The organism is Microcoleus sp. D2_18a_B4 (genome assembly GCF_036702475.1).
In the GTDB taxonomy this organism is placed as follows: Bacteria; Cyanobacteriota; Cyanobacteriia; order Cyanobacteriales; family Microcoleaceae; genus Microcoleus.
In genome coordinates this window covers 40,726-61,858 of sequence record NZ_JAUBTL010000020.1, presented here as the reverse complement: position 1 = coordinate 61,858, position 21,133 = coordinate 40,726, and the positions used below count along the sequence as shown (strand labels likewise).

At 46.0% G+C, this 21,133-nt stretch carries 22 protein-coding genes and 1 pseudogene; 17 read left to right on the top strand and 6 right to left on the bottom strand.

What is annotated here, in order from left to right:
* Positions 1-57 precede the first annotated feature (57 nt).
* Genes prmC through QUB04_RS14130 form a run of 3 tightly spaced genes read left to right on the top strand, consistent with a single transcriptional unit; the run spans position 58 to position 2,560 of the window.
* Entirely contained in the window at positions 58-945 is an 888-nt protein-coding gene (gene prmC, locus QUB04_RS14140; protein ID WP_333285140.1) for a peptide chain release factor N(5)-glutamine methyltransferase, read from the top strand.
* 60 nt (positions 946-1,005) lie between these two features.
* Complete coding sequence (locus QUB04_RS14135) at positions 1,006-1,599, top strand: L-threonylcarbamoyladenylate synthase (RefSeq protein ID WP_333285138.1); 594 nt, start codon at positions 1,006-1,008, stop codon at positions 1,597-1,599.
* A gap of 25 nt (positions 1,600-1,624) precedes the next feature.
* On the top strand, positions 1,625-2,560 hold the full coding sequence (locus QUB04_RS14130; RefSeq protein WP_333145144.1) for a sensor histidine kinase: 936 nt from the start codon (positions 1,625-1,627) through the stop codon (positions 2,558-2,560).
* A gap of 349 nt (positions 2,561-2,909) precedes the next feature.
* Here the strand turns inward: QUB04_RS14130 and QUB04_RS14125 are convergent, their stop codons facing one another.
* Positions 2,910-3,398, bottom strand: coding sequence for a GNAT family N-acetyltransferase (locus QUB04_RS14125; protein ID WP_333285136.1), 489 nt, complete (start codon positions 3,396-3,398; stop codon positions 2,910-2,912).
* Between the two features lie 499 nt (positions 3,399-3,897).
* On the bottom strand, positions 3,898-4,881 hold the full coding sequence (gene hemB, locus QUB04_RS14120; RefSeq protein ID WP_333285134.1) for a porphobilinogen synthase: 984 nt from the start codon (positions 4,879-4,881) through the stop codon (positions 3,898-3,900).
* Between the two features lie 374 nt (positions 4,882-5,255).
* Between hemB and QUB04_RS14115 the strand changes: the two genes are divergently transcribed.
* The 3 genes from QUB04_RS14115 (at position 5,256) to QUB04_RS14105 (ending at position 7,133) form a co-directional block, all read left to right on the top strand.
* Positions 5,256-6,248: a DUF1517 domain-containing protein gene (locus QUB04_RS14115; protein WP_333285132.1), complete on the top strand. Its 993-nt coding sequence runs from the start codon at positions 5,256-5,258 to the stop codon at positions 6,246-6,248.
* 61 nt (positions 6,249-6,309) lie between these two features.
* Positions 6,310-6,540: a hypothetical protein gene (locus QUB04_RS14110; RefSeq protein WP_333285130.1), complete on the top strand. Its 231-nt coding sequence runs from the start codon at positions 6,310-6,312 to the stop codon at positions 6,538-6,540.
* A gap of 38 nt (positions 6,541-6,578) precedes the next feature.
* The gene (locus QUB04_RS14105) at positions 6,579-7,133 is read left to right on the top strand and encodes a cyclic nucleotide-binding domain-containing protein (RefSeq protein ID WP_333285128.1); all 555 of its coding nucleotides are present in this window, start codon (positions 6,579-6,581) and stop codon (positions 7,131-7,133) included.
* Positions 7,134-7,497: 364 nt separating this feature from the next.
* On the opposite strand, the gene QUB04_RS14100 is transcribed toward QUB04_RS14105, so the two are convergent.
* Both QUB04_RS14100 and QUB04_RS14095 read right to left on the bottom strand, forming a co-directional pair.
* Positions 7,498-7,944: a hypothetical protein gene (locus QUB04_RS14100; protein ID WP_333145148.1), complete on the bottom strand. Its 447-nt coding sequence runs from the start codon at positions 7,942-7,944 to the stop codon at positions 7,498-7,500.
* 353 nt (positions 7,945-8,297) lie between these two features.
* Entirely contained in the window at positions 8,298-9,068 is a 771-nt protein-coding gene (locus QUB04_RS14095) for a hypothetical protein (RefSeq protein ID WP_333285126.1), read from the bottom strand.
* 1,035 nt (positions 9,069-10,103) lie between these two features.
* Between QUB04_RS14095 and QUB04_RS14090 the strand changes: the two genes are divergently transcribed.
* The 9 genes and pseudogenes from QUB04_RS14090 to QUB04_RS14050 all read left to right on the top strand — a co-directional run bounded on the left by QUB04_RS14090 (position 10,104) and on the right by QUB04_RS14050 (position 17,883).
* Positions 10,104-10,802: a class I SAM-dependent methyltransferase gene (locus tag QUB04_RS14090; protein ID WP_333285124.1), complete on the top strand. Its 699-nt coding sequence runs from the start codon at positions 10,104-10,106 to the stop codon at positions 10,800-10,802.
* Positions 10,803-10,996: 194 nt separating this feature from the next.
* Positions 10,997-11,623, top strand: a complete 627-nt coding sequence (locus QUB04_RS14085) for a 7-carboxy-7-deazaguanine synthase QueE (RefSeq protein ID WP_333285122.1) — start codon at positions 10,997-10,999, stop codon at positions 11,621-11,623.
* Between the two features lie 299 nt (positions 11,624-11,922).
* Positions 11,923-12,366, top strand: coding sequence for a retroviral-like aspartic protease family protein (locus QUB04_RS14080; RefSeq protein WP_333285189.1), 444 nt, complete (start codon positions 11,923-11,925; stop codon positions 12,364-12,366).
* Between the two features lie 73 nt (positions 12,367-12,439).
* A complete protein-coding gene (gene uvrA / locus QUB04_RS14075; RefSeq protein ID WP_333285119.1) occupies positions 12,440-15,403 on the top strand; it encodes an excinuclease ABC subunit UvrA in 2,964 nt (987 codons plus the stop codon).
* A gap of 116 nt (positions 15,404-15,519) precedes the next feature.
* Entirely contained in the window at positions 15,520-16,122 is a 603-nt protein-coding gene (locus QUB04_RS14070) for a hypothetical protein (RefSeq protein WP_333285117.1), read from the top strand.
* A gap of 16 nt (positions 16,123-16,138) precedes the next feature.
* Positions 16,139-16,612, top strand: a complete 474-nt coding sequence (locus QUB04_RS14065) for a hypothetical protein (RefSeq protein ID WP_333285115.1) — start codon at positions 16,139-16,141, stop codon at positions 16,610-16,612.
* A 149-nt stretch (positions 16,613-16,761) separates the two neighbouring features.
* The gene (locus QUB04_RS14060) at positions 16,762-17,082 is read left to right on the top strand and encodes an element excision factor XisI family protein (RefSeq protein ID WP_333285113.1); all 321 of its coding nucleotides are present in this window, start codon (positions 16,762-16,764) and stop codon (positions 17,080-17,082) included.
* A gap of 190 nt (positions 17,083-17,272) precedes the next feature.
* Positions 17,273-17,491: pseudogene (locus QUB04_RS14055) on the top strand (type II toxin-antitoxin system HigB family toxin); the annotation flags it as partial.
* A gap of 14 nt (positions 17,492-17,505) precedes the next feature.
* Positions 17,506-17,883 carry a transcriptional regulator gene (locus QUB04_RS14050; RefSeq protein WP_333285111.1) on the top strand — a complete coding sequence of 126 codons (378 nt, stop codon included), beginning with the start codon at positions 17,506-17,508 and terminating at the stop codon, positions 17,881-17,883.
* A 91-nt stretch (positions 17,884-17,974) separates the two neighbouring features.
* Here QUB04_RS14050 and QUB04_RS14045 read toward each other — a convergent pair whose 3' ends face one another.
* Positions 17,975-18,469 (bottom strand): GAF domain-containing protein, encoded by a 495-nt coding sequence (locus QUB04_RS14045; RefSeq protein ID WP_333285109.1) that lies wholly within the window; start codon positions 18,467-18,469, stop codon positions 17,975-17,977.
* A 139-nt stretch (positions 18,470-18,608) separates the two neighbouring features.
* Between QUB04_RS14045 and QUB04_RS14040 the strand changes: the two genes are divergently transcribed.
* Positions 18,609-18,809, top strand: a complete 201-nt coding sequence (locus QUB04_RS14040; RefSeq protein ID WP_333285106.1) for a hypothetical protein — start codon at positions 18,609-18,611, stop codon at positions 18,807-18,809.
* 47 nt (positions 18,810-18,856) lie between these two features.
* Positions 18,857-19,729 (top strand): alpha/beta hydrolase, encoded by an 873-nt coding sequence (locus tag QUB04_RS14035; protein WP_333285104.1) that lies wholly within the window; start codon positions 18,857-18,859, stop codon positions 19,727-19,729.
* A 153-nt stretch (positions 19,730-19,882) separates the two neighbouring features.
* Here QUB04_RS14035 and QUB04_RS14030 read toward each other — a convergent pair whose 3' ends face one another.
* Positions 19,883-20,332: a pyridoxamine 5'-phosphate oxidase family protein gene (locus tag QUB04_RS14030; RefSeq protein WP_333285102.1), complete on the bottom strand. Its 450-nt coding sequence runs from the start codon at positions 20,330-20,332 to the stop codon at positions 19,883-19,885.
* Between the last annotated feature and the right edge of the window lie 801 nt (positions 20,333-21,133).

Sequence of the window (21,133 nt, the reverse complement as noted above, 5' to 3'; positions counted from 1 at the left end):
TCATTAGTTACCAATTCCCGATGCCCGATGCCCGATGCCCAATTCCCAAAAAGTCTTATGTTTGTTTCTGGTTTAGAGCTTTGGGAATGGGCGAATCAAGCTAAAACCGAGGCGAGAGCCTCTGACATTCCCCTAGCAGAAATCGACTGGCTGCTGAAAGAGCTGGCTGGTTTGGATAGGTTGGCTCTGCGTTTGGAGTCGTTTAAAGATTTGCCAAAAATTGAATTAAAGTTGTCTTTATCTGAACTTGCTCAATTGTGGCAGCGGCGCTTGCAGGAACGGGTGCCGGTGCAGTATTTAACGGGAGTTGCACATTGGCGGCATTTTTCGCTCAAAGTAACGCCGGCGGTGCTAATTCCGCGTCCTGAAACGGAATTGCTGATCGATTTGGCTGTAGAAGCTGTTAAAAGCTATGGTGTCAATCCCAAATCGCATTGGGTGGATTTGGGGACGGGCAGCGGGGCGATCGCGATCGGCTTGGCTTCGGCGTTGACAAATGCTAGGGTTTATGCGGTAGATTGCAGTTCGGAAGCTTTGGCAGTTGCTCGACTGAATGCTGAGAATTTGGGCTTTGAATCGCGAATTAATTTTTATCAAGGTTTGTGGTGGGAACCGCTAGAATTTCTCAAAGGTCAAGTCAGCGGCATGGTGTCTAACCCCCCTTACATTCCCAGCAGCACGGTGCTGACTCTGGAACCGGAAGTTTTGAAGCACGAACCTCATCTGGCCTTAGACGGCGGTTTTGACGGGTTAGATTGCATCCGGCATTTGGTAGAAACGGCTCCCGATTATTTAGAATCCGGGGGAGTTTGGTTGGTTGAGATGATGGCGGGGCAAGAAACGGCGGTAGCTGATATGCTGCAAAGTCACGGGAGTTATGGCAAAGTTCAGATATTTTCGGATTTAGCAGGAATCGATCGGTTTGCCTTAGCCTACCGTCTGTAGGTTTCAAGAATATGTCGTACTTCTAAAATCTAAAATCTAAAATCTAAAATCTAAAATGGCATGACACAAGTTTCGATCGATGCCCTAGTTCAAGGGGCAATTTCTGGTAATCATATCGTCAGTTTTCCTACAGATACTGTACCCGCTTTGGCTGCGCGTCCCGATCGCTCGGAGTTGATTTTTGCAGCTAAACGCCGCAGTCAAGACAAACCGCTGATTTTGATGGCAGCATCGGCCAAGGCTTTATGGCCTTACGTGCAGGGGAGTCCAGCAGAGTTAAAGTTGTGGCAGCAAGTGGCCGAATCCTATTGGCCGGGGGCGTTAACTTTGGTACTGCCGGCTTCGCCAAAAGTCCCGGCGGCCATGAATTCGATCGACCCAACTACAATCGGACTACGAGTTCCTAACTTTCCCCTTGCGATCAAGATTCTAGAGCAGACAGGCCCTTTGGCTACTACCAGTGCTAATTTATCCGGCCAGCCGCCTCTGGAATCGGTGGCAGAAATTGAGGCTCAGTTTCCCGAAGTCTTGACATTAGTTCCTTCTGAATTAGCAACAGCGACAACAGCTTCGAGTTTGCCTTCGACTGTGGCTAAATGGACGGGCAGCGATTGGGAAATATTGCGACAAGGCACGATCGAGTTAGAATGCTAAAAGCTAAACTCCAAGGCAAAGCAATATGGCGCCGATCGGCTGGAGCAACTTTATATATTTAGGTATGGGACTGGGGCTGGGTTTGGGAAGCAGTTTGATTTGGCGCCTGCGGCAAAAAAGCTCGCAACAGCCCGAACCGGCGCCCAAAGTAGCCCCACCTCCTCAAGAAATTCACTTAGAGAAGTTTGATGCTCTTTCCGAGCAACTTAAGCAAACTCAATTGGCTTATCAGATGGCATCGGAGATGAGCCAATTTAAGGCGGGTTTTTTGGCTCGAACTTCTCACGAGTTGCGATCGCCCCTGAGCACTATGATTGGTACGCTGCAATTAATTCTCTCGGATTTGTGCGACGATCCTGCTGAGGAACGAGAGTTTGTCGAGCAAGCTCACGTCGCGGCACTCAAGCTGGTGAAATTAATAGATGAAATTATCTCTGTTGCTAAAACTGAACACGGCACTGAAAGGATGGATATTGAGCCGATTCAGTTAGCTAAGGTTTTTGACGAGGTTGATGATTTAACTTACTTGCAAGCTGCTAATCGCGGCATTCGTTTGGAGATATTGCCGCCAGATCCGGGGATTTATGTATTGGCAGATTTGCCGAGGTTTAGGCAAGTTTTAGTCAATTTGGTAGATACTGCTGTTGCTCAGATGGAGGAGGGGAGTATTTCTGTTTCAGCGCATTCTTCACCGGAATCTGGATACGTTCACATTTGGGTGGACGATCAGCGTTCAGTGAGTGCTTGGAGCGAGTCTTGGGATTTGCTGAAGCACGATTTGGAGTGTGATATTACTAAGAGCAGCGATAATTCTCAGGTGTCTTCGGGAATGAGGTTATTGATGAATCAGACTCTTTTAAGTTTGATGAGCGGAAAGTTGGAGGTTCTGGCCGTGCCTTCTGAGTCCGAAGAGTGCAATTTTAACCGGACTCAGTGTTCTATTCCTTTGGCAACTTTCTGATGAAGGAAGAAGGAAGAAGGAAGAAGGAAGAAGGGAGAGAACATTGTAGGGACAGGGCACTGCCGTGTCCTCCATTTAGATCGTTGCGATCCTAACGGATTTAATATAAAAAGCCTTTGAAAAAAAGGAAAAAGAAGCCTGCGGTCTAACTGTACTCAGTTGACCGTCAGGTTTGTTCACTATAACTATCCCTCGATTAATTGTAGGGAAACGGCACGGGTATGTCCTGATTGCCGGAATTGTAGGGAAACAGCACTGCTGTGTCCTGATTGTGGGTAATTTATAAGTAGTAAGGTGCGCCGAAGAGCACCCTACATATTATAGATTTTGGTGCCAATCTTGTGATTATTTAACAATTAGCAGTTAGCAATTCGCCGTTGCTAATTTCTAATTCGAGATTCTCTTCGAGAAGCTGATTTTCAAGTACCATTGTGGTGCTAGCGTTTTGCTGAAAACCGATGCGCTCGTAGAAGCTTTGTTTGTAAGTTGTCATCAGGTAAACTCGCTCTACTCGGCACATCCGAGGGTGACTCAAGACGGTTTGCACTAATTTGCGGCCGAGTCCTGCACCTTGGTAATCCGGGTGAATGGCGACATCCCAGATGGTAGCTCGATAGATGCCATCTGAGGTGGCTCTGGCAAAGCCGATCGCTCGTGAGCCGTCCCAAACAGTAACAACTGGTTCGCTGTTGGCGATCGCAATTTCCCAATCTTCTATCTTGCGTTCCCTCGCCCAAAAGGCGGCGGCTTTAAATAGTTCTTGGATCTGTACGATGTCGGCGCGATCGCGACCTATACAAAATTGAATGTGACTGGAATCCCTAGTCGTTGATTTCATGCTCAATCTGCCTTCAAGTTCTATCTAAAGTGTGTTACTTTTACTGTCTTAGCGGGTATAGTTGATTTTGCTTGGGAACAATCAATGATTTAATTCCCGATTTACAAAACTATTTTTATTGATACATATTCTCTAACTAATTTCGGTGATTATTAATACTTTTTGGGGTAAAATTGTAAAAAAGTCTTGCACTCAAAATTCCCAAATTACAACTCATACCATAGTGAGATTTTAGATTTTAGATAAGGAAGGACTGATTTTGTAGGGTTTGGAGTTTGTTTACAGAGAAACCGGGTTTTTTCATACCAATAGTTAGTTACAGCCCACCGAAACGGTAAAAACCTGGTTTGGAGGCGTCGTCGATCGGTAAGCGAGAGCTTTTAGGGTGCGAAAGGGCTGCTCAAAAATCATCTATCGAGAGAGGTATTGACTCCACGAAAACACCCGAAGATTGTGCTGTGGAGTCAATTCTTTAATCTCTAATCTCAAATCAAGTGAATCAGTTTTGCAGCCAGCGGGCGGCGTCTTTGGCGTGATAAGTCAAAATCAAATCACAACCAGCACGCTTGAATCCTGTCAAAGTTTCCATCACTACTCTTTCTTCGTCTATCCAACCGTTGAGGGCGGCGGCTTTCACCATCGCGTATTCCCCAGAAACGTTGTAAGCAGCAACTGGCAGGTTAGTTGCTTCCTTCACGCGCCAGATGATATCCATGTAAGCTAAAGCGGGTTTAACCATGAGCATATCTGCGCCTTCGGCAATGTCGAGAGCAATTTCTTTCAGAGCTTCGCGGCCGTTTCCTGGGTCCATTTGATAGGTGCGTCGATCGCCAAATTGCGGAGCAGACTCTGCTGCATCTCGGAATGGGCCATAATAAGCTGAGGCGTATTTTGCCGCGTAAGACATGATGGGAATATCTTCAAATCCAGCGGAGTCCAATCCTTCGCGAATTGCTCCGACAAAACCGTCCATCATTCCCGAAGGTGCGATAATATCTGCACCGGCTTTAGCTTGAGCAACGGCGGTTTTCTTCAGCAATTCTAGTGTGGGATCGTTCAAGACGCGGCCGCTTAAATCTCCGACTTCCAAATAGCCGCAGTGACCGTGACTGGTATATTCGCACAGACAAGTATCGACCATGACGATTAAATCTGGTACAGCTTTTTTAACTGCTTCCGTCGCTTGTTGAACGATGCCGCAGTCGTGCCAAGCACCTGTCGCGTCTGTATCTTTGTCTGCGGGAATGCCGAATAAAATAATAGCCGGAATGCCGAGGTCGTAGACTTCTTTTGCTTCTTCTACTATTTTGTCTACCGATAGCTGGTAGACTCCCGGCATCGATGTGACTTCTTTGGCAAAAGCTTCCCCCGGTACGGCAAATAGGGGGTAAATTAAATCGCTGGTTGTCAAGATATTTTCGCGTACCATCCGGCGGAGTTGGGCATGGTTGCGGAGGCGGCGGGGGCGGTGAGTTGGAAACATAATGTTTTTTTTACGGTAGATAAAGCCCTGTTTTTGAGGACTCGCGGCGCTTCTTTAAAAGTCTAGAGCTTATTGTTGGCCGATCGCCCTTTACATAAGTAAACTTCTGTAAAACCCGCGATGTCGATTAGACCTAGAAGTGAAAATCAAGTCTTGAACAGGCAAGATGCCTGTTCCACAATAATTATTCCAGAGGTCTATTGTTCTCCGCATCGGAATGCAAGTCCTTTCTAGCTTTTCTCGTTTGCAGACTCAGGCATAACTGTGGTGGGATCGGTTGGTACGGATATCTCGCTGGCTTCACACCTATAACCAGGCTGCCCAGAAGCGAGGATAGACTGTAAATTATAAATGTATCGAATAGTAACGGTCTTATGTACAAGCAACTAATTTCAAAGATGAAACCGCTTTTGAAATCACTATTTGCGATCGGTCTGGTACTGACGCTAGCCCTCGGTAACGCTGATGGAGCTCTGGCTGCTCGCAGCGGCGGACGCATCGGCGGCGGATCTTTTAGTGCTCCGGCGCGCAGTTACTCGTCTCCTAGTCGCACTTACGCGCCGTCGGGAGGAGGCTACTACCCCGGCGGCTATGGTGGCGGCTTTGGCGGTGGCTTCGGTTTCCCGTTCTTGCTGCCGTTTTTTGGCTTTGGGGGCGGGTTTGGCGGCCTGTTCTCGATTTTGATTTTTATTTCGATCGCTAATTTCCTCGTCCAAAGCTTCCGCCGCGCCGGGGGCGGAACTGACGAACTGGGCAACAGTGCCCCTACTACCACTGTATCTGTCGCCCGCTTGCAAGTTGGTTTGCTAGCAGAGGCCCGTGGTTTGCAAGCCGAACTCGACTCCCTAGCGCGAAAAGCGGATACCGATACAGCAGCCGGTCGCGCTCAAGTGCTGCAAGAATCTACTCTGGCGCTGCTGCGGCATCCTGAATACTGGGTTTACGCGGGTGCTGAATCTGTGCAAACTCGCTTGGAAGCAGCCGAAGCTAAGTTTAATCAACTTTCTTTGGCAGAACGCAGTAAATTTACTGAAGAAACGCTCTCGAATTATAACAATCAGCTCCGGCAAGCAGGGAGCAGCAATATCCTGCCAGGTTTGCAGGAAAATGGGGCGCTGGTGGCTTCTGATGTGAATTCAGATCCTGGGGAATTTATTGTGGTGACGGTGATTGTGGGTACTCAAGGCAAATTGCAATTGCCAGCAGTGAAAAACTCTGAAGATTTGCGCCAAGCTTTGCGTCAGATTGGGGGAGTATCGAGCGAGCAGTTGCTGGCGGTTGAGGTGCTGTGGACTCCTCAAGCCAACGGGGACACTCTGACTGCTGACGATATGTTGGCCGGCTATCCTGATTTGCGATCGATTTAGTGAGCAAGACTGGGCGCGGAGCATTGTCTACCGCGCCCCATCCCGCCGCCAAGCTGGGCGGGTGAACCCAATTGCTTTTGAGACGGGAATTTCGCGGGATGTTGGGGAGGTCGATCGAGTTAAAAAAGATTGTTTAACAAATGCTAGTATTGAGAGATCATGCTTGAGCATGATTCATCTGCTATTGGCAAAGCCGGCCCGATATGGGTTTTGCGAAGAAGTTAGGCAGGATAAAAAAAACTCTATTGAGCGAGGACTGCTTCGGAAGAAGTTGCGATCGCGCGCCATCTAAATTTTATATAAAGAAGAAGCGATCGAGAGCTAAAACTTATGGCCGACAGCAGCAGAAAAAAAGCACTTTTTATTTTGAGCCAGTTAAATAATGACGATATCAACTGGATCGTCCAAAAAGGCAAAAAGGAAGTTCTAGATCCGGGCGGGATTTTGATCCAGGAAGGGAGACAGATCGATGCGCTATACATTGTTTTGAATGGGAGTTTGAGCGTTTTGATCGAGGCTGAGCACACTAGAGAACTCGCTAAAATAGCCAGCGGAGAACTGGTGGGAGAAGTCTCTTTCATTGACGCTCGCCCTCCTTTGGCAACGGTAAAGGCGATCGAAGAAACTCACTTGCTGGCAATTCCCAGGCGACAGTTAGTAATCAAACTTGATCAAGATATGGGCTTTGCTTCGCGGTTTTATTATGGAATTTCGCTGTGTCTGGCAGACAGGATGCGCGGTACGATCAGACATATAGAATATGGGCGCAATATTGAATTAGATCAACCAGAATTTGAACGCGAGGATATCAATCCTAACGTCCTGGAAAATTTGGCGCTGGCTCAAGCTAAGTTTAATTGGCTGAGGGAAAATGTTAAAGCTTGAGTAATTTTAAGAAGTTTTTGCGCTGGGTGTGAAAACTGGCCGGTTGATAGGGTAATTGAGAGGTGTACGATGTAACTCACATCTTGCACGATTCTCAAGAACAGGCAAGATGCCTGTTCCACAAAGAATGAGTTTTATTGTGAGGAGTAGGGGTCGGGCAGGAGACCCAGCCCAAAAAAGGATTATTGATATTGGTGCAAGATGTACGCTGTAAAGTCTCAACTCAAAAAACAGATGTGGAAAACAAAATAGGGGCGGGTTTTACCGGAAATATCGATCGATAATTGCCGGAACTATAAAAACCCGCCCCTGTGCTTTGCAGTTGCAACCTCGCGCGCTGAAACGCAACTACCAACCACACAATCTAGATAATGCCCGGCCCTTTGCCGCGGGTATCTGCATCCATTGTCAGTTTTCCTTCTTCGCCTTTTTTATCTTTGATTTCTGCGAGAATTCGAGCGCGTTCTGCTGCTTCGGCTTCTTCTTTTGCTCTCAAATCGCCCGGTTCGTTGATGTACATTTCCGGTTCGACCGCGTAATTGTTAACCAGGCCTTCTCGGTCTACTGTATAACCATCTGTGGTGTGAATGCTTTCGTCATCGGTTTGGTCATCAGTTTTTGCACTTTTCTGCTTCGCTTCGGTGGTTGTGTGCATGAAGTTAGCGCCTTCGCGGTCTTGCCGCGCTGCTGTCTCCGCAGGAGTAATGCCCCTGTCGTAGTGGGGGGCTTCCATATTGGCTTCGATTTGTTCGTCGGCCGGTGTTGATTTGCTAACTTCTTCTTTGGGGGGTATTGGTTGGCGATTAGTCATGATTTATTCCTGAGTTATCTTTTCAAAAAGGTCTTTGGCTTATGTTTAAATATTAATCCCAAGCTAGCTCATTCACAAACTATCTTTGGTTATAGTTTGCGAAAAATTGCGGTTAGGGAAAATACCTTTATTGAGTCTTCCTCAAGAGTGAGAAAATTCTGTTTTTATTAAAATTTTCACTATTTGCGACTATTTGGCATCTATCTAAAGATTGGGAATTGGGCATTGGGCATCGGGCATCGGGCATCGGGCATTGGTAACTAATGACAACAGACAACAGTCAACAGTCAACAGTCAACAGACAACTGTCAACAGTCAACAGACAACTGTCAACAGTCAACTATCAACTGACTTTACGATTCTTTAAAGAAGCGGATGATTTCGCGGACGTGGTTGAGAAATTGTCCGTCATCGGTGAGTTGGGCGATCGCACTTTCTGCATCTCTTCTCAGTTTAGTGTGTTCTGCCTGATTTGTTACTTGCAAAGATTGTAGAGATGCGGATAAAGTAGTTAATTCTCTTCTGATAGCTTCCCGTTCCCGATTTTGGACAGCCACCCGCGAAGTCGGATTGTCTGAACTTAATTGATTGCTCAAATCTTTAACTGTAGATTCTAATACTGCAAAGCGGCTGCGGAGTTCGACAATATCTTCACGGGGGTACAAAAATTGGCGGCGGATAGTTGTCAGCCGTTGGGCTAAATACTGATAACCTCGGATAGCTGGACGCAGTACAGTTAACAGCAGTGCAGCAGCGGAACTGAGATAGCCAATAGCACTAATTCCGGCGGCGGCTAGGGCGTAAAGTGCGATCGCGCTAAACAGATGAAGTGCGATCGCCGCAAAGAGCGATCGGCTAACTAATACAGTAACGTATTTGACTTGTTCCTGATCGACAGCAATGTTTTTTTTAGTCGATTCTGCGGCTTGCGCTAAAACTTCTTTAGCTTCAAAGTGGATATTCCAGGGAACTGTAACAATCAGTAACAGCCATTCAAAAATAGCAATGGCAATTACCCAATCAATAAAACTGCCGGCGGAGACGTGCAGCCATTGCAGAATGGCAAAAACTAGCAGCAAAAATATGCCTGTGGCGGCACCAAAACCTGCGAAAGTGTAATACATAGCGATCGCCTTGGTAGAATGTTGTTTTGATTGTGGGTAGGTGGTTTAGGTCTGGAGTAATAAACTGTGACAGTTAAGTGAGCGTCCTATTAATCCCGGTTCATTAGTTATGAGTAAAAGTGCAGGCCAAGGGTTGCGATAAACCTGTTTTTTCCCACAAATACTTGCTCTACCTCAATCGTGCAAGGTAGTTGAGATTTGGGGTAGGTTGTTTAGGTATGGATTCATAAGGTGTGACAGTTAAGAAATCGTCCTATTGAACCCAGTTTATTAGTGATTAGTAATACTCCGGGAGACAATGGTTTCCAGACGCCTGGTTTGTTCCAGGAACATACACGGGCTTGAACCCATCCATAATAGTTAAATGAAACGGTTGGTTTGTTTGGGAGTGCGTAAGTCCTCAATAATTAGTCATTGGCGATTAAGTAGATGGGCACAAACCAACTTGAGAATGTAACAAAATGTAAACGAATCACAACCTCTGGGATTGCTTCATTTCACTCGCAATGTCATACTTATGTTTTTCGCAGTTCATCTAGTTAGTAATCAGGATGAAGTCAATCGATTTTAGATTTGAGATTTTAGATTGAAGCATTGACCCCACGGATAAATCCGGGGGCTTGTATCCTGGATGCTTTAGGTCACTTTCTCCCCAACTCATACCATTTGAGATTTGAGATTTGAGATGGGGAATGGCTGATTATGTATGGGTTTGCAGCTTGTCTACAGTTGCATTCATTTTTTGAACTCGTATCACTAACGGCGTTACGCGGTGCTAGAAAAGCAGGAATCTCAAAACGCTCCCCTCTATCCATTTTTATTTTCCAGAGCGGCTATTTCACCTGTAGCTGAGATAAACTGATTTGGAAGTAGAGCGCGCGTTTTGCAAGTTGCCTCTGTGTAACCGAGACACTGCTACTGCAACCTGCCATCAGCCACAGCAAAATAGATGCCAAAATTAACTCTACATTCTTCGATTTCTATTAACTGCGCGTCTACAATCTCAAATCAAAAGTCAGCAGCAAGGACAAACCTATGGCGAACTCAACTCTTGGCTTAGAAAATCAACTTTACGATTATCTGTTATCTATTTCTCTGCGGGAGCCAGATATTCTCGCTTCACTACGGGAAGAAACTGCTAAGCATCCTATGGGGATGATGCAGATTGCTCCCGAACAAGGTCAGTTTATGGAGCTCATGGTGCAGCTTATGGGAGCGACCAAAACCTTAGAAATTGGCGTTTTTACTGGTTATAGCTCGCTTTGCGTAGCTTTAGCGCTGCCTCCTAACGGTCAAATTATTGCCTGCGATGTCAGCGAGGAATATACTACGATCGCACGACGCTATTGGGAAGCTGCGGGCGTGGCTAATAAGATTTCGTTGCAGTTGGGCCCAGCAATAAATACTCTCGACAAACTAATAGCCGAGGGACAAGCTGGAACCTTTGATTTTGCCTTCATCGACGCCGATAAAGAAAATTATGAGGCTTATTTTGAGCGATCGCTGCAACTTGTACGCAATGGCGGTTTAATTGTAATTGACAATGTTCTGTGGTCTGGACGAGTTGCTGACCCTCAAGTACAAGACGAAAGCACCCTCGCCATTCGTAGTTTCAATGACAAATTGCGTAACGATCCCAGAGTTACTCTCAGTGTTGTCCCCATTGCTGACGGGCTGACTTTGGCATTGAAACGTCGCTGGGCTACTATGATGGAACCTGAACAGCATAATTAAAGAGTTGTTTGCGGTTTGCGGTTCATTTTTAAATTGCCACAAACTGCTAATTATTCAAGAATATACAAGTCAGTTTTATATATAGACTAAGGTGTGCGGGGCGCACCCTATAAACTCAAAATTATAGAGTAAGGTGCGCTGGGCGCACTCTACAGAATGATGTATTTTTTAGTTAATCAGAGGTGTAACTTCGGGTGTCTAATTTACAGGTAAAATTACCAATTCACGAAACTTTTCAGTGTACCGTTCAAGGCGAAGGTTACTGGACGGGGACTTTAGTTGATTTTATCAGATTGGCCGGTTGCCCTGTGCGGTGTCCTTGGTGCGACACAGGCTACGCAAATGGGGGCAAAGGTTTGCCGTCTGTGCCGCAGTCGATCGCACAATTGCTCGCTCAATTGCAGTCTCCGAGGGTGGTCATTACTGGCGGCGAACCTTTCATTCACCGCGATTTGCCTGAGTTAGTTGAAGCTTTGTTAGAAGCTGACAAGCAGGTGAGTATTGAAACTTCGGGTGCTTGCTGGCAGGATGTTTCCCCGCAGGCTTGGATTACTCTTTCTCCGAAGGAACACGTCAATCCTAAATATCCGGTGCAAGAGCTTTTTTGGACGAGAGCCAATGAAATCAAGTTAGTGATTAGCACTGGCGAAGAAGTTGAATTTTATCACAAGCATTTGGAAAATAATGTGAATATTCCGGTTTTCTTGCAACCAGAATGGAACTCAAAAAAATCCGCAATTCCCATTATTTTGGAACTTCTGAAACAAAATCCTAGTTACAGGCTATCTTTGCAAACTCACAAATTTATTGGGGTGCAATAATTTGATGATTTAGCTAGAGCTATTCGTCAGGTGGGCGGTGCCGAATGGGGAGTGCATCGCCCTACAATACAATAGGCTTCAGTTAAGCCCGATCCCCCCTAGCCAAGGGCGGGCACGGGGGCACCGCCCCTACGAAGGGGGGGACAAGAACTTACTCAAAGTCAACCCCTACTCCCCTTCTTAAGGGGAATTTAGGGGGATCTCCGGGGAATAAACAGTTTTAAATGAACCGTATTGCCCTAAAATATGTGGAACTATGTGCTAAAATTAAACCAGCAATTTATGATAATTTGAACGTAATGGAAACAACTACGGAAACCCCAATGGGAAAAGTTATCACAACCCTAGTAATTACGAATCGGATCGATGAAGCTAAAGCAGAAGATAATCTGATTCCAATCGAGCAAGTCAGGTCTGTTACTCTAGAAAATGTTTTGGTGGATACGGGCGCGACAACTTTGTGTTTGCCTAAAGATGTCATCGCCAGACTGGGTTTGAAAATCCTCAAGCAAGTAGTTGTGGAAACAGCCACGGGCATTAGTGAGGCGAGGATTTTTCGGGATGCTTCGATTTCTCTGTGCGGCCGCGAAGGGACTTTTGAGTGTTTGGAATTGCCAGAGGGGAAAACGCCACTTTTAGGCGTGATTCCGATGGAAGCGCTGGGAATTGAAGTGGATTTGAAAAATCAAAGATTGAAGGTTTTGCCCGATGGGCCGACGGAAACTTATTTGACTATTCTTTGATATTCTTGAGTTTGGATGCCAGCTATTCGATCGGCAGCGCTAAGATGGTTAAGCACTGTTTTGCACTACTCTCATGTCCCAACGCGCCGAAACCTCAAACAGCCAGCCAAGTGCATCCCGCAACGGGCATAATGTGACGAATTCTCACTCTAACAACCAAAATACGATTCGGGTTCGCGGTGCGAGACAGCACAACCTGAAAAATATCGATCTGGAACTGCCGCGCGATCGCCTGATCGTTTTTACTGGTGTCTCCGGTTCTGGCAAGTCTTCCCTCGCTTTCGATACAATTTTTGCCGAGGGACAGCGCCGCTACGTCGAGTCTCTCAGCGCCTACGCGCGCCAGTTTTTGGGACAGTTGGACAAACCCGATGTGGACGCGATCGAAGGCTTGAGTCCGGCTATTTCGATCGACCAAAAGTCAACTTCTCACAACCCGCGATCGACTGTTGGCACTGTTACAGAAATTTACGATTATCTCAGATTGCTCTACGGCAGAGCCGGCGAACCGCACTGTCCGATTTGCGATCGCTGCATTGCGCCGCAGACAATTGATGAAATGTGCGATCGAGTCATGGCACTTCCTGACGGCACTCGCTTTCACCTTCTGGCACCAGTTGTGCGCGGAAAAAAAGGCACTCACCGCAAATTATTGTCGAGTTTAGCTGCGGAAGGGTTTATTCGCGTCAAAGTTAACGGCGAAATTTTAGAACTTTCGGAAAATATCGAATTAGATAAAAATCATACGCACAATATCGAGATAGTTGTCGATCGGTTAATTAAAAAACCCGGTTTAGAAGAACGTTTAGTTGATTCTCTGGCAACTTGTTTGCGCCATTCTGAGGGGATTGCGATAATTGAAGAGTTACCGACTGAAGAAAATTCCCAACCACAGGGGCCGATCGTATTTTCCGAAAACTTTGCTTGTCCCGAACACGGCGCGGTAATGGAGGAACTTTCACCTAGGTTATTTTCTTTTAATTCGCCTTACGGCGCGTGCCAGAACTGCCACGGTTTGGGGAGTTTGCGGACTTTTGCGCCGGAGTTGGTAGTTCCCGATGAGAAAGCGCCTCTTTATTGTGCGATCGCGCCTTGGTCAGACAAAGACAATTCCTATTATCTCTCTCTGCTTTGCAGTATTGCTGATACTTGCGGGTTTGATATCGACACTCCTTGGTATCGATTAAGGCCCGAACACCAGCGAGTAATTTTGTACGGCAATGAGTCCAAGGGTACTTCAGAAAGTAAGAAGCGAGACGGCAACACCACCGATTTGAGGAGAGATTTTAAGGGCGTGATTTCCATGTTGCAGCGCCAGTACGACGATACTGGTTCTGATCTGATTAAGCAGAAGTTGGAACAGTATCGCGTCGATCGCTCTTGCGAGGTTTGTCACGGCAAGCGCTTGAAAACCGAGGCGCTTTCGGTGCGGTTGGGACAGTACGGAATTGTAGATTTAACCAGTATTTCGATTCGCGAATGTCGCGAACGAGTAAATAATTTGGGATTGAGCGATCGGCAATTCCAAATATCCGATTTAGCCCTCAGAGAAATCAAAGCAAGGCTGCAATTTTTGCTCGATGTCGGGTTAGATTACCTAACTTTAGACCGCGCAGCAATGACGCTTTCTGGCGGAGAAGCCCAGCGAATTAGGCTAGCGACTCAAATCGGTTCTGGCTTGACTGGTGTTCTCTACGTTTTGGACGAACCCAGCATTGGGCTCCACCAAAGAGACAACTTTCGCCTGCTGCAAACCTTAACAAAACTGCGCGATTTAGGCAATACTTTGATTGTCGTAGAACACGATGAAGAAACCATGCGAGCGGCCGACCATATTGTCGATATCGGGCCCGGCGCTGGCGTGCACGGCGGCAAAATTATATCGCAAGGAAGTTTAGAAAATTTGCTGGCGGCCGAAGAATCTTTGACCGGGGCTTATTTGTCGGGAAAGCGAGTAATTGAAACGCCTAATGAAAGGAGAAAAGGCAACGGCAAAGCTCTCTCTATCATAAATGCGACGCGCAACAATTTAAAAAATATCGATGTAGAAATTCCCCTCGGAAAACTTGTCTGCGTGACAGGCGTTTCCGGTTCGGGAAAATCCACTTTAATCAATGAATTGCTGTACCCGTCGCTGCAACATTATATCACCAAAAAAGTGCCTTTACCACCCGATATGGACGCCCTCAAAACTAAAGGGGAACGCTCTCTAGAGGATGTGATTGATAAGGTAATTGTAATTGACCAATCTCCCATCGGTCGTACTCCGCGCTCTAATCCTGCTACTTACACGGGAGTCTTTGATGTGATTCGGGATTTGTTTGCCGAAACCATTGAAGCTAAGGCCAGAGGTTACAAAGCGGGGCAGTTTTCTTTTAACGTGAAAGGGGGAAGGTGCGAAGCTTGCGGCGGCCAAGGCGTGAACGTGATTTCGATGAATTTTCTGCCGGATGTTTACGTGCAGTGCGAGGTTTGCAAAGGTGCACGGTACAACCGGGAAACGCTGCAAGTGAAGTATAAAGGCAAGTCGATTTCTGATGTTTTAAACATGACTGTAGAGGAATCTTTGGAGATGTTTAAAAATATTCCCAGGGCGGGCGTCAGACTGCAAACTTTGGTTGATGTTGGTTTAGGTTACATTCAGTTGGGACAGCCGGCGCCGACGCTTTCTGGGGGCGAAGCGCAGCGCGTAAAATTGGCAACGGAACTGTCGCGCCGCGCTACTGGGAAGACGCTTTATTTGATCGATGAACCGACGACTGGTTTGTCGTTTTATGATGTTCACCATTTGTTAAATGTGCTGCAAAGATTGGTGGATAAGGGGAATTCAATTTTGGTAATCGAACACAATTTAGATGTGATTCGGTGCTGCGATTGGGCGATCGATTTGGGGCCTGAAGGGGGAGATAAGGGCGGCGAAATTATTGTGGCGGGGACGCCGGAGGATGTGGCGGCAAATCAGAGGTCTTATACTGGGAAGTATTTGCAAGCGGTTTTGCAGCAGCATCCTTTGGGGGAGGCTGTAGCTGTTAGCTAATATTAAATTTGGTAGGACTTACGCACAGGGATCTAGAAACCGGGTTTTTTCCGAAAATACGCATTGTAGCCGACATAAAAGGTAAAAAACCCGCTTTTTCGACATAAATAGTGACAATGAATGAAGGTTTACTTTGGGATTACATCCAGAAAAGGAACAAGGGCATTCGGTTGGACGAGTGGTTATGGGGGTTCGCCAACTTCGGGAAACCAACGCAAGTGCGAGTCGCGTTGGCCGCGAGTTGGGCATCGTTGCCGATATGGGAGTCCTACTCGGAGAAATGGGACGAGAACCACGCGGTATTCGGCTCACTGACGCTGCGTGAATTGCTCGTTGTCATTGAAACGGAGCTTACATTACCCAGTAGCTTTAGTAGCGCGATATACGGAGCGTTTGGCTCGGCACAGGAGGTAGAAGAGAAGGCCTATTTCAATGCTAATGAAGGCAGTGTCACCTACGACTATCAACTACAGCAGTTACACGCTGTCTATGCAGCAAGTGCCGTTGTGTGGACGGGCAAGGCAGCTTTATGGACTCCTCCGAACGAACTTGCGTTCGACGTTTGTTCGGACGCTGCTGAATTGTCGGCTCGACGAGCTGCAGGACCCGGCTATGAGGTGTTTGAGGCGGTTTGGTACGCAAAGCGGGCATTGCAAGCAACTGATGCGGACATGATTGAGTGTATTGTCTCCTCACTTGAAGGTGTCATAAGGACGTAACAATTAAAATATAAAAATGAGTAAGCATATCAACTTCTTGGGATATACCTTGTGGGTTTCAGATGATAGGAAGCAACCTCCTGATGAAGCAGTATCTTTAAGTCGCTGTTTTTACAGCCCTGGGGTCTTAGCTGCTTACTGTCTTGTCAGCAACTTTTCTGTGGGAATATTTTTGTACAGTATAAATTTATCTCGTCGAGGCTATGTGTGGCGAGGTCGATTATTAGCTATCTTGTCAGCGTCATTCCTGATTTGTCTAGCTTTTCGAGATTTTTTTGCTGATAACTTCTTTGAATATCGTTCAAAACTACTCATCAATGCGTTGGTTGCGATAGCACTTTATGGAAGTGAGAAATCCCACTTCGATCGAGCAATGCGAAATGGTGGTAAGCCAGCTAGATGGTGGATGCCATCGATCTGGATTGCTATCATTGTGGTAATACAGTGGTTACTAAGTTTTGTGCTACAGATATCGAAACCAGCATCTTAGGCTACCCCACTGCTCAACCGAGCAGGAATATTGTCCTAAATTTAGAGAGTATTGAAGAGTTGCTTCAGATTTGAACCCGCAAAAACTGTCATCTAACCTTATGAAATCCGACTAATTATTTACCATCCAACTCGTGAGGCGATCGACCAATGGATAGACTAAACGAATACCGCAAAATTGTTTGTGACTTTCTCGAAGACTTTTCTAAAAATGACGCAAATGCTCAGTTAATCTTCGATATCGCCCGCGATCGATACCTCGTCATGCACAACGAATGGCGCGACGAATATCGCATCTATGGCTGTGCCATGCAGCTTGATATCATCGAAAATCAAATCTGGATTCAACACAACAGTACCGAAATCTACATCGATCGAGAACTGATTCAACGCGGTGTGTTTTCTCAAGATATCATTTTTGGGTTTCGCTCCCCCAGCATCCGAAAACTCCTTGCCACCAACTATTCCTAGAGACAAAGATTCTGTGATAAAATGATGAGATAGCACGTTATTCTTTGCCCTCTGACAATGGCAGAACCGATATTTCAATTGTCTCGTGTTTCGGGAGTTCCAGTCACAAAGTTCTATGCGTATTTTGTCCCGCAGCACCTTGCGAAACTTCTGGGAAACTCATCCCGATGCCTCATAAGCACTAAAAACTTGGTACTACGAAGCGTCTCACGCCGATTGGCCGAGTCCAGTCGATGTTAAGTCCGCTCATCGTAATGCCAGCATCATTGCCAACAATCGTGTTGTGTTTAACATCAAAGGCAATTCCTATCGGCTGATTGTTGCCATTCGTTATGACATGGGCATTATTTTTATCTGCTTTATAGGCACTCATGCCGAGTATGACAAGGTAGATGCAGAAACAATCTAAACACAAATTGATATATGGAAATACGTCCAATTAGAACCCAAACTGACTATCAGGAAGCCCTTCGAGAGGTTGAGTTGCTGTTTAATGCACTTCCTAATACACCTGAGTCCGATCGCCTAGATGTGCTCAGTACCCTAGTAGAAGCTTACGAGAAGGCACACTTTCCGATCGCAATACCCGATCCAATTGCAGCCATTCAATACTACATGGACGCCCGCGGATGGTCTGGTAGCGATTTGGAACAATGTATTGGCAGTCGAGTTAAAGTTTCTGAGATATTATCTCGCAAACGATCCTTGACTCTGGAAATGATTCGGAAGCTGAATCAAGAGTTAGGAATTCCCGCTGAGATTCTCATCCAGCCCTATGAGTCGCTACAAACCTCCGCCTAACAATAGAACACCATATTTTGGTTTGTTGGTAATTTTCCATTGCACCGACAATGCACCCGAATAGTCACAAACCAGGATTTTGGATGAAAGATTAACTATCTTGAATTGTGGGAGACATTGCCATATATTGTGCTTGTTGCTGCATGAATTCAATGTCCGATCGCAACCAAGTGCGGGGCCCGCTGCACTGATGAGCAATTAACAGCCCCCACAGTCCTTTGTTCGTTAAAATTGGCACGACTAAATTGGCGCGAACTTTCAGGCTACGCAGAAAATCTCGGTGGCATGGGTTAATTGGTTCTACTTCAATATCTGCAATTGCTTTAACTCTGCCGGCTTCGTACAAAGCAGCGTATTCGTCGTTAAAACATTCATCTGGCCCCGTTGAACCCAAGATTGAGAGTTCGATCGCACTTAACATCTCGTAAGTCACTCGACCTTGCCACTGTCTGTAAAAATAGTACAGTACGGCGCGATCGCTCTGCAAAACTTCTCGGATGTCGTATAGGGATTTTTCAACTAATACATCGCGCTTTAGACGATCTGTCAAGCGGTTAACAATGTTTTGCAGCCGATCGCCAGACATGATATTAACTCCTTTAATTCCTAGTACACTCGCCCGATCTTAATTCTTGAAGTTGCACAATCACCACACCTCAAATTGTTGCGCTTCGGGATTTTTGCGCGCTCGAAAATGAGTAATTTTTGGCTTAACAGTTGTCGGGATGCGAGCAACATTATACTATTATTTTGACAGAGATAGCAATATTTTCGGGAAACGGGCGATGGCGTCGGGCCCCGGAAGCTACGGCTTTTTTTGCGCGAAGAACCACCGGCGGGACGCCTGTTCCACAAAGGAAGAGAAAAGGAAGAGTTTACAACTGCTGGGAGAATTGCTAGATATGCCTAAAGTTGGTTCCTCTTAAAGAGAGGAACTGCTAGGATATCTCGATATCTAGAGGAAGCATCAAATATGTCTGTGCTAGAAGCTGCTTGGAAACACGAATTTATCGCTACGAACGGCATTAAACTGCACTATGTCACTCAAGGTTCTGGGCCGCTGATGCTGATGCTGCACGGATTTCCTGAATTTTGGTATTCTTGGCGGCATCAAATCCCGGAATTTGCATCAGATTATAAAGTCGTCGCTGTGGATCTCAGGGGTTACAACGACAGCGACAAACCTCACGATCAATCTGCTTACGTGATGGCAGAGTTTGTTCAAGATGTCAAGGGCATTATTCAGGGTTTGGGATACGAAAGTTGCGTCTTAGTTGGTCACGACTGGGGAGGCGCGATCGCCTGGAATTTTGCTTATGCTTATCCCCAAATGGTGGATAAATTAATTGTGATGAATCTACCCCATCCGGCCAAGTTTGCTGAAGGGCTACGCACTCCCCAACAATTGTTGAAAAGTTGGTACATCTTTTTGTTTCAGTTGCCAGTTTTGCCGGAGTTGTTAATTCAATTGGGCGACTATCAGGCAATTTCGGCTGCTTTGGAAGGTATGGCGGTTGACAAAAGCACCTTTAGCCCCTCAGATATCGAAGCTTACAAAGATGCGGCTGCCAAACGGGGCGCTCTGACTGCTACTATCAATTATTACCGCAATATTGCTCGCGGATTTCTCGATCGCCAGAATTGGAGGGTTCTGGAAGTTCCCACGCTGATGATTTGGGGAGAAAATGATGCCGCCCTCGGCAAAGAGTTAACCTATGGAACCGCAGATTACGTGCGGGATTTTCAGATTCACTACATTCCTAATTGCAGCCACTGGGTGCAGCAGGAACAGCCGCAGTTAGTGAATCGCTACATGAGAGATTTTTTGGCAAGCAAAGCTGTTTGAGCTGATATTTGGCACTATTTTCCCCGGTAGCACTTTTTAGGAATTTCTAGTCTTGGAGGCGCTCTGACGCTCGTAAACCGGGTTTTTGACCGAGATTGAAAATCTTAATTAAGTATTTTCGTAAAAAACCCGGTTACAAGTGAGTCTCGACGTTCACCGACTGCTGATTCCCTCCGTCGTGCGCCCGCTCATTTCCCAGGGCTGAATGCGGTAAATTGCGATCGCCTCCGCACGCCCCTGCGAGTCAATCCAGGTGCGATTGATGGCGGGCGAAAGTTTGGGGTTGTGTTCTTTGACCAATTCCATCGCGCGATCGATGTCTTCCTGCTGCGTAAGGCGTTCTGCTCGCCCGTTCACGACAACGCTGCGCCAGTGTTCCATATCGCGGATTTCTTCCACTTGCAAGCAGACTTCTGGATTGCCGTCCATATACTTCGTTTTCATCCCGACTGTTGTGAAAATGTATATGTCCGAATCTTGGAGATAATAGTGCATTGGCAAAACGTAGGGATGCCCTTCAAATACACAGCCGAGGTGTCCGTGTCCTACTTGCTGCAAAAGTTCTTGTATTTCTTTTGAACTCATTTCATCAATATCTAACATTTTTATGCTCCTTTAAGACTTACTCTAGAGAAATCCATCGATGTTTTAGGTTGCTTCACCAGTGGGGCTTTGGGTCTAATTATTGCGCTTTTGATGCGCCTGTTCTGTGGCTATAAACAATTATAGAATTTCACTATTATAAATAACCTGGGTTAGTCACAAATATCATCTACCTTTAGACCGAGATATTTTTTGTCAGAAAATTTGTATGATTTTGAGAATAAACCCTCGGCAATTGCTGAGGGTTTAATGTTTTTATTAAATGGCGATCCTCTAATTAATTAATTAATAAAAGCGTTTTTTCCTAACGGGACTTAAACAAACTTTCAGCCCATATCAAGCCCAAACTCGCTTTATCTGTAGCTTGGGCGTCCCTGTTTTCTTGTTACCCGCGAACAAAAGGCGATCGTCCCTTGGAATGCTCTGACCTATCTTTTTTAACACAAGTCGATCAAATATGAGCCCTGGCTGGGTTTCCGGCGGCGTTGTCACCCCGCCAGATATTTAACGCAATTTATAGGGTTAATTGTTATACCCAAATATTTTACTGTGGTTGTTCGAGGTGAACCTTCACTTTTGACTGCTACCCGTGCTATTTTACTTTATGTATTAATTATTGAAATTGGTATAATAGTTAATGCTTTTTTATTACAATACCTAACAAACTCGATCGCCCGTCGATTTAGATTAGCGATGGGTTCCTTTACTTCGGGCATAAAATAACCTAAATCAGTAGTGAATAGTCAAGTGTTATCAAAAACTAGAATTCTGAATTTGTTTCTAGGGCTTTTAATGGCCCTC

Bases quoted from the DNA above. Each gene is read 5' to 3' on its own strand.
- prmC (WP_333285140.1), top strand. From the start codon at position 58: ATGTTTGTTTCTGGTTTAGAGCTTTGGGAATGGGCGAATCAAGCTAAA.
- QUB04_RS14135 (WP_333285138.1), top strand. From the start codon at position 1,006: ATGACACAAGTTTCGATCGATGCCCTAGTTCAAGGGGCAATTTCTGGT.
- QUB04_RS14130 (WP_333145144.1), top strand. From the start codon at position 1,625: ATGGCGCCGATCGGCTGGAGCAACTTTATATATTTAGGTATGGGACTG.
- QUB04_RS14125 (WP_333285136.1), bottom strand. From the start codon at position 3,398: ATGAAATCAACGACTAGGGATTCCAGTCACATTCAATTTTGTATAGGT.
- hemB (WP_333285134.1), bottom strand. From the start codon at position 4,881: ATGTTTCCAACTCACCGCCCCCGCCGCCTCCGCAACCATGCCCAACTC.
- QUB04_RS14115 (WP_333285132.1), top strand. From the start codon at position 5,256: ATGTACAAGCAACTAATTTCAAAGATGAAACCGCTTTTGAAATCACTA.
- QUB04_RS14105 (WP_333285128.1), top strand. From the start codon at position 6,579: ATGGCCGACAGCAGCAGAAAAAAAGCACTTTTTATTTTGAGCCAGTTA.
- QUB04_RS14100 (WP_333145148.1), bottom strand. From the start codon at position 7,944: ATGACTAATCGCCAACCAATACCCCCCAAAGAAGAAGTTAGCAAATCA.
- QUB04_RS14095 (WP_333285126.1), bottom strand. From the start codon at position 9,068: ATGTATTACACTTTCGCAGGTTTTGGTGCCGCCACAGGCATATTTTTG.
- QUB04_RS14090 (WP_333285124.1), top strand. From the start codon at position 10,104: ATGGCGAACTCAACTCTTGGCTTAGAAAATCAACTTTACGATTATCTG.
- QUB04_RS14080 (WP_333285189.1), top strand. From the start codon at position 11,923: ATGGAAACAACTACGGAAACCCCAATGGGAAAAGTTATCACAACCCTA.
- uvrA (WP_333285119.1), top strand. From the start codon at position 12,440: ATGTCCCAACGCGCCGAAACCTCAAACAGCCAGCCAAGTGCATCCCGC.
- QUB04_RS14070 (WP_333285117.1), top strand. From the start codon at position 15,520: ATGAATGAAGGTTTACTTTGGGATTACATCCAGAAAAGGAACAAGGGC.
- QUB04_RS14065 (WP_333285115.1), top strand. From the start codon at position 16,139: ATGAGTAAGCATATCAACTTCTTGGGATATACCTTGTGGGTTTCAGAT.
- QUB04_RS14060 (WP_333285113.1), top strand. From the start codon at position 16,762: ATGGATAGACTAAACGAATACCGCAAAATTGTTTGTGACTTTCTCGAA.
- QUB04_RS14050 (WP_333285111.1), top strand. From the start codon at position 17,506: ATGGAAATACGTCCAATTAGAACCCAAACTGACTATCAGGAAGCCCTT.
- QUB04_RS14045 (WP_333285109.1), bottom strand. From the start codon at position 18,469: ATGTCTGGCGATCGGCTGCAAAACATTGTTAACCGCTTGACAGATCGT.
- QUB04_RS14040 (WP_333285106.1), top strand. From the start codon at position 18,609: ATGCGAGCAACATTATACTATTATTTTGACAGAGATAGCAATATTTTC.
- QUB04_RS14035 (WP_333285104.1), top strand. From the start codon at position 18,857: ATGTCTGTGCTAGAAGCTGCTTGGAAACACGAATTTATCGCTACGAAC.
- QUB04_RS14030 (WP_333285102.1), bottom strand. From the start codon at position 20,332: ATGTTAGATATTGATGAAATGAGTTCAAAAGAAATACAAGAACTTTTG.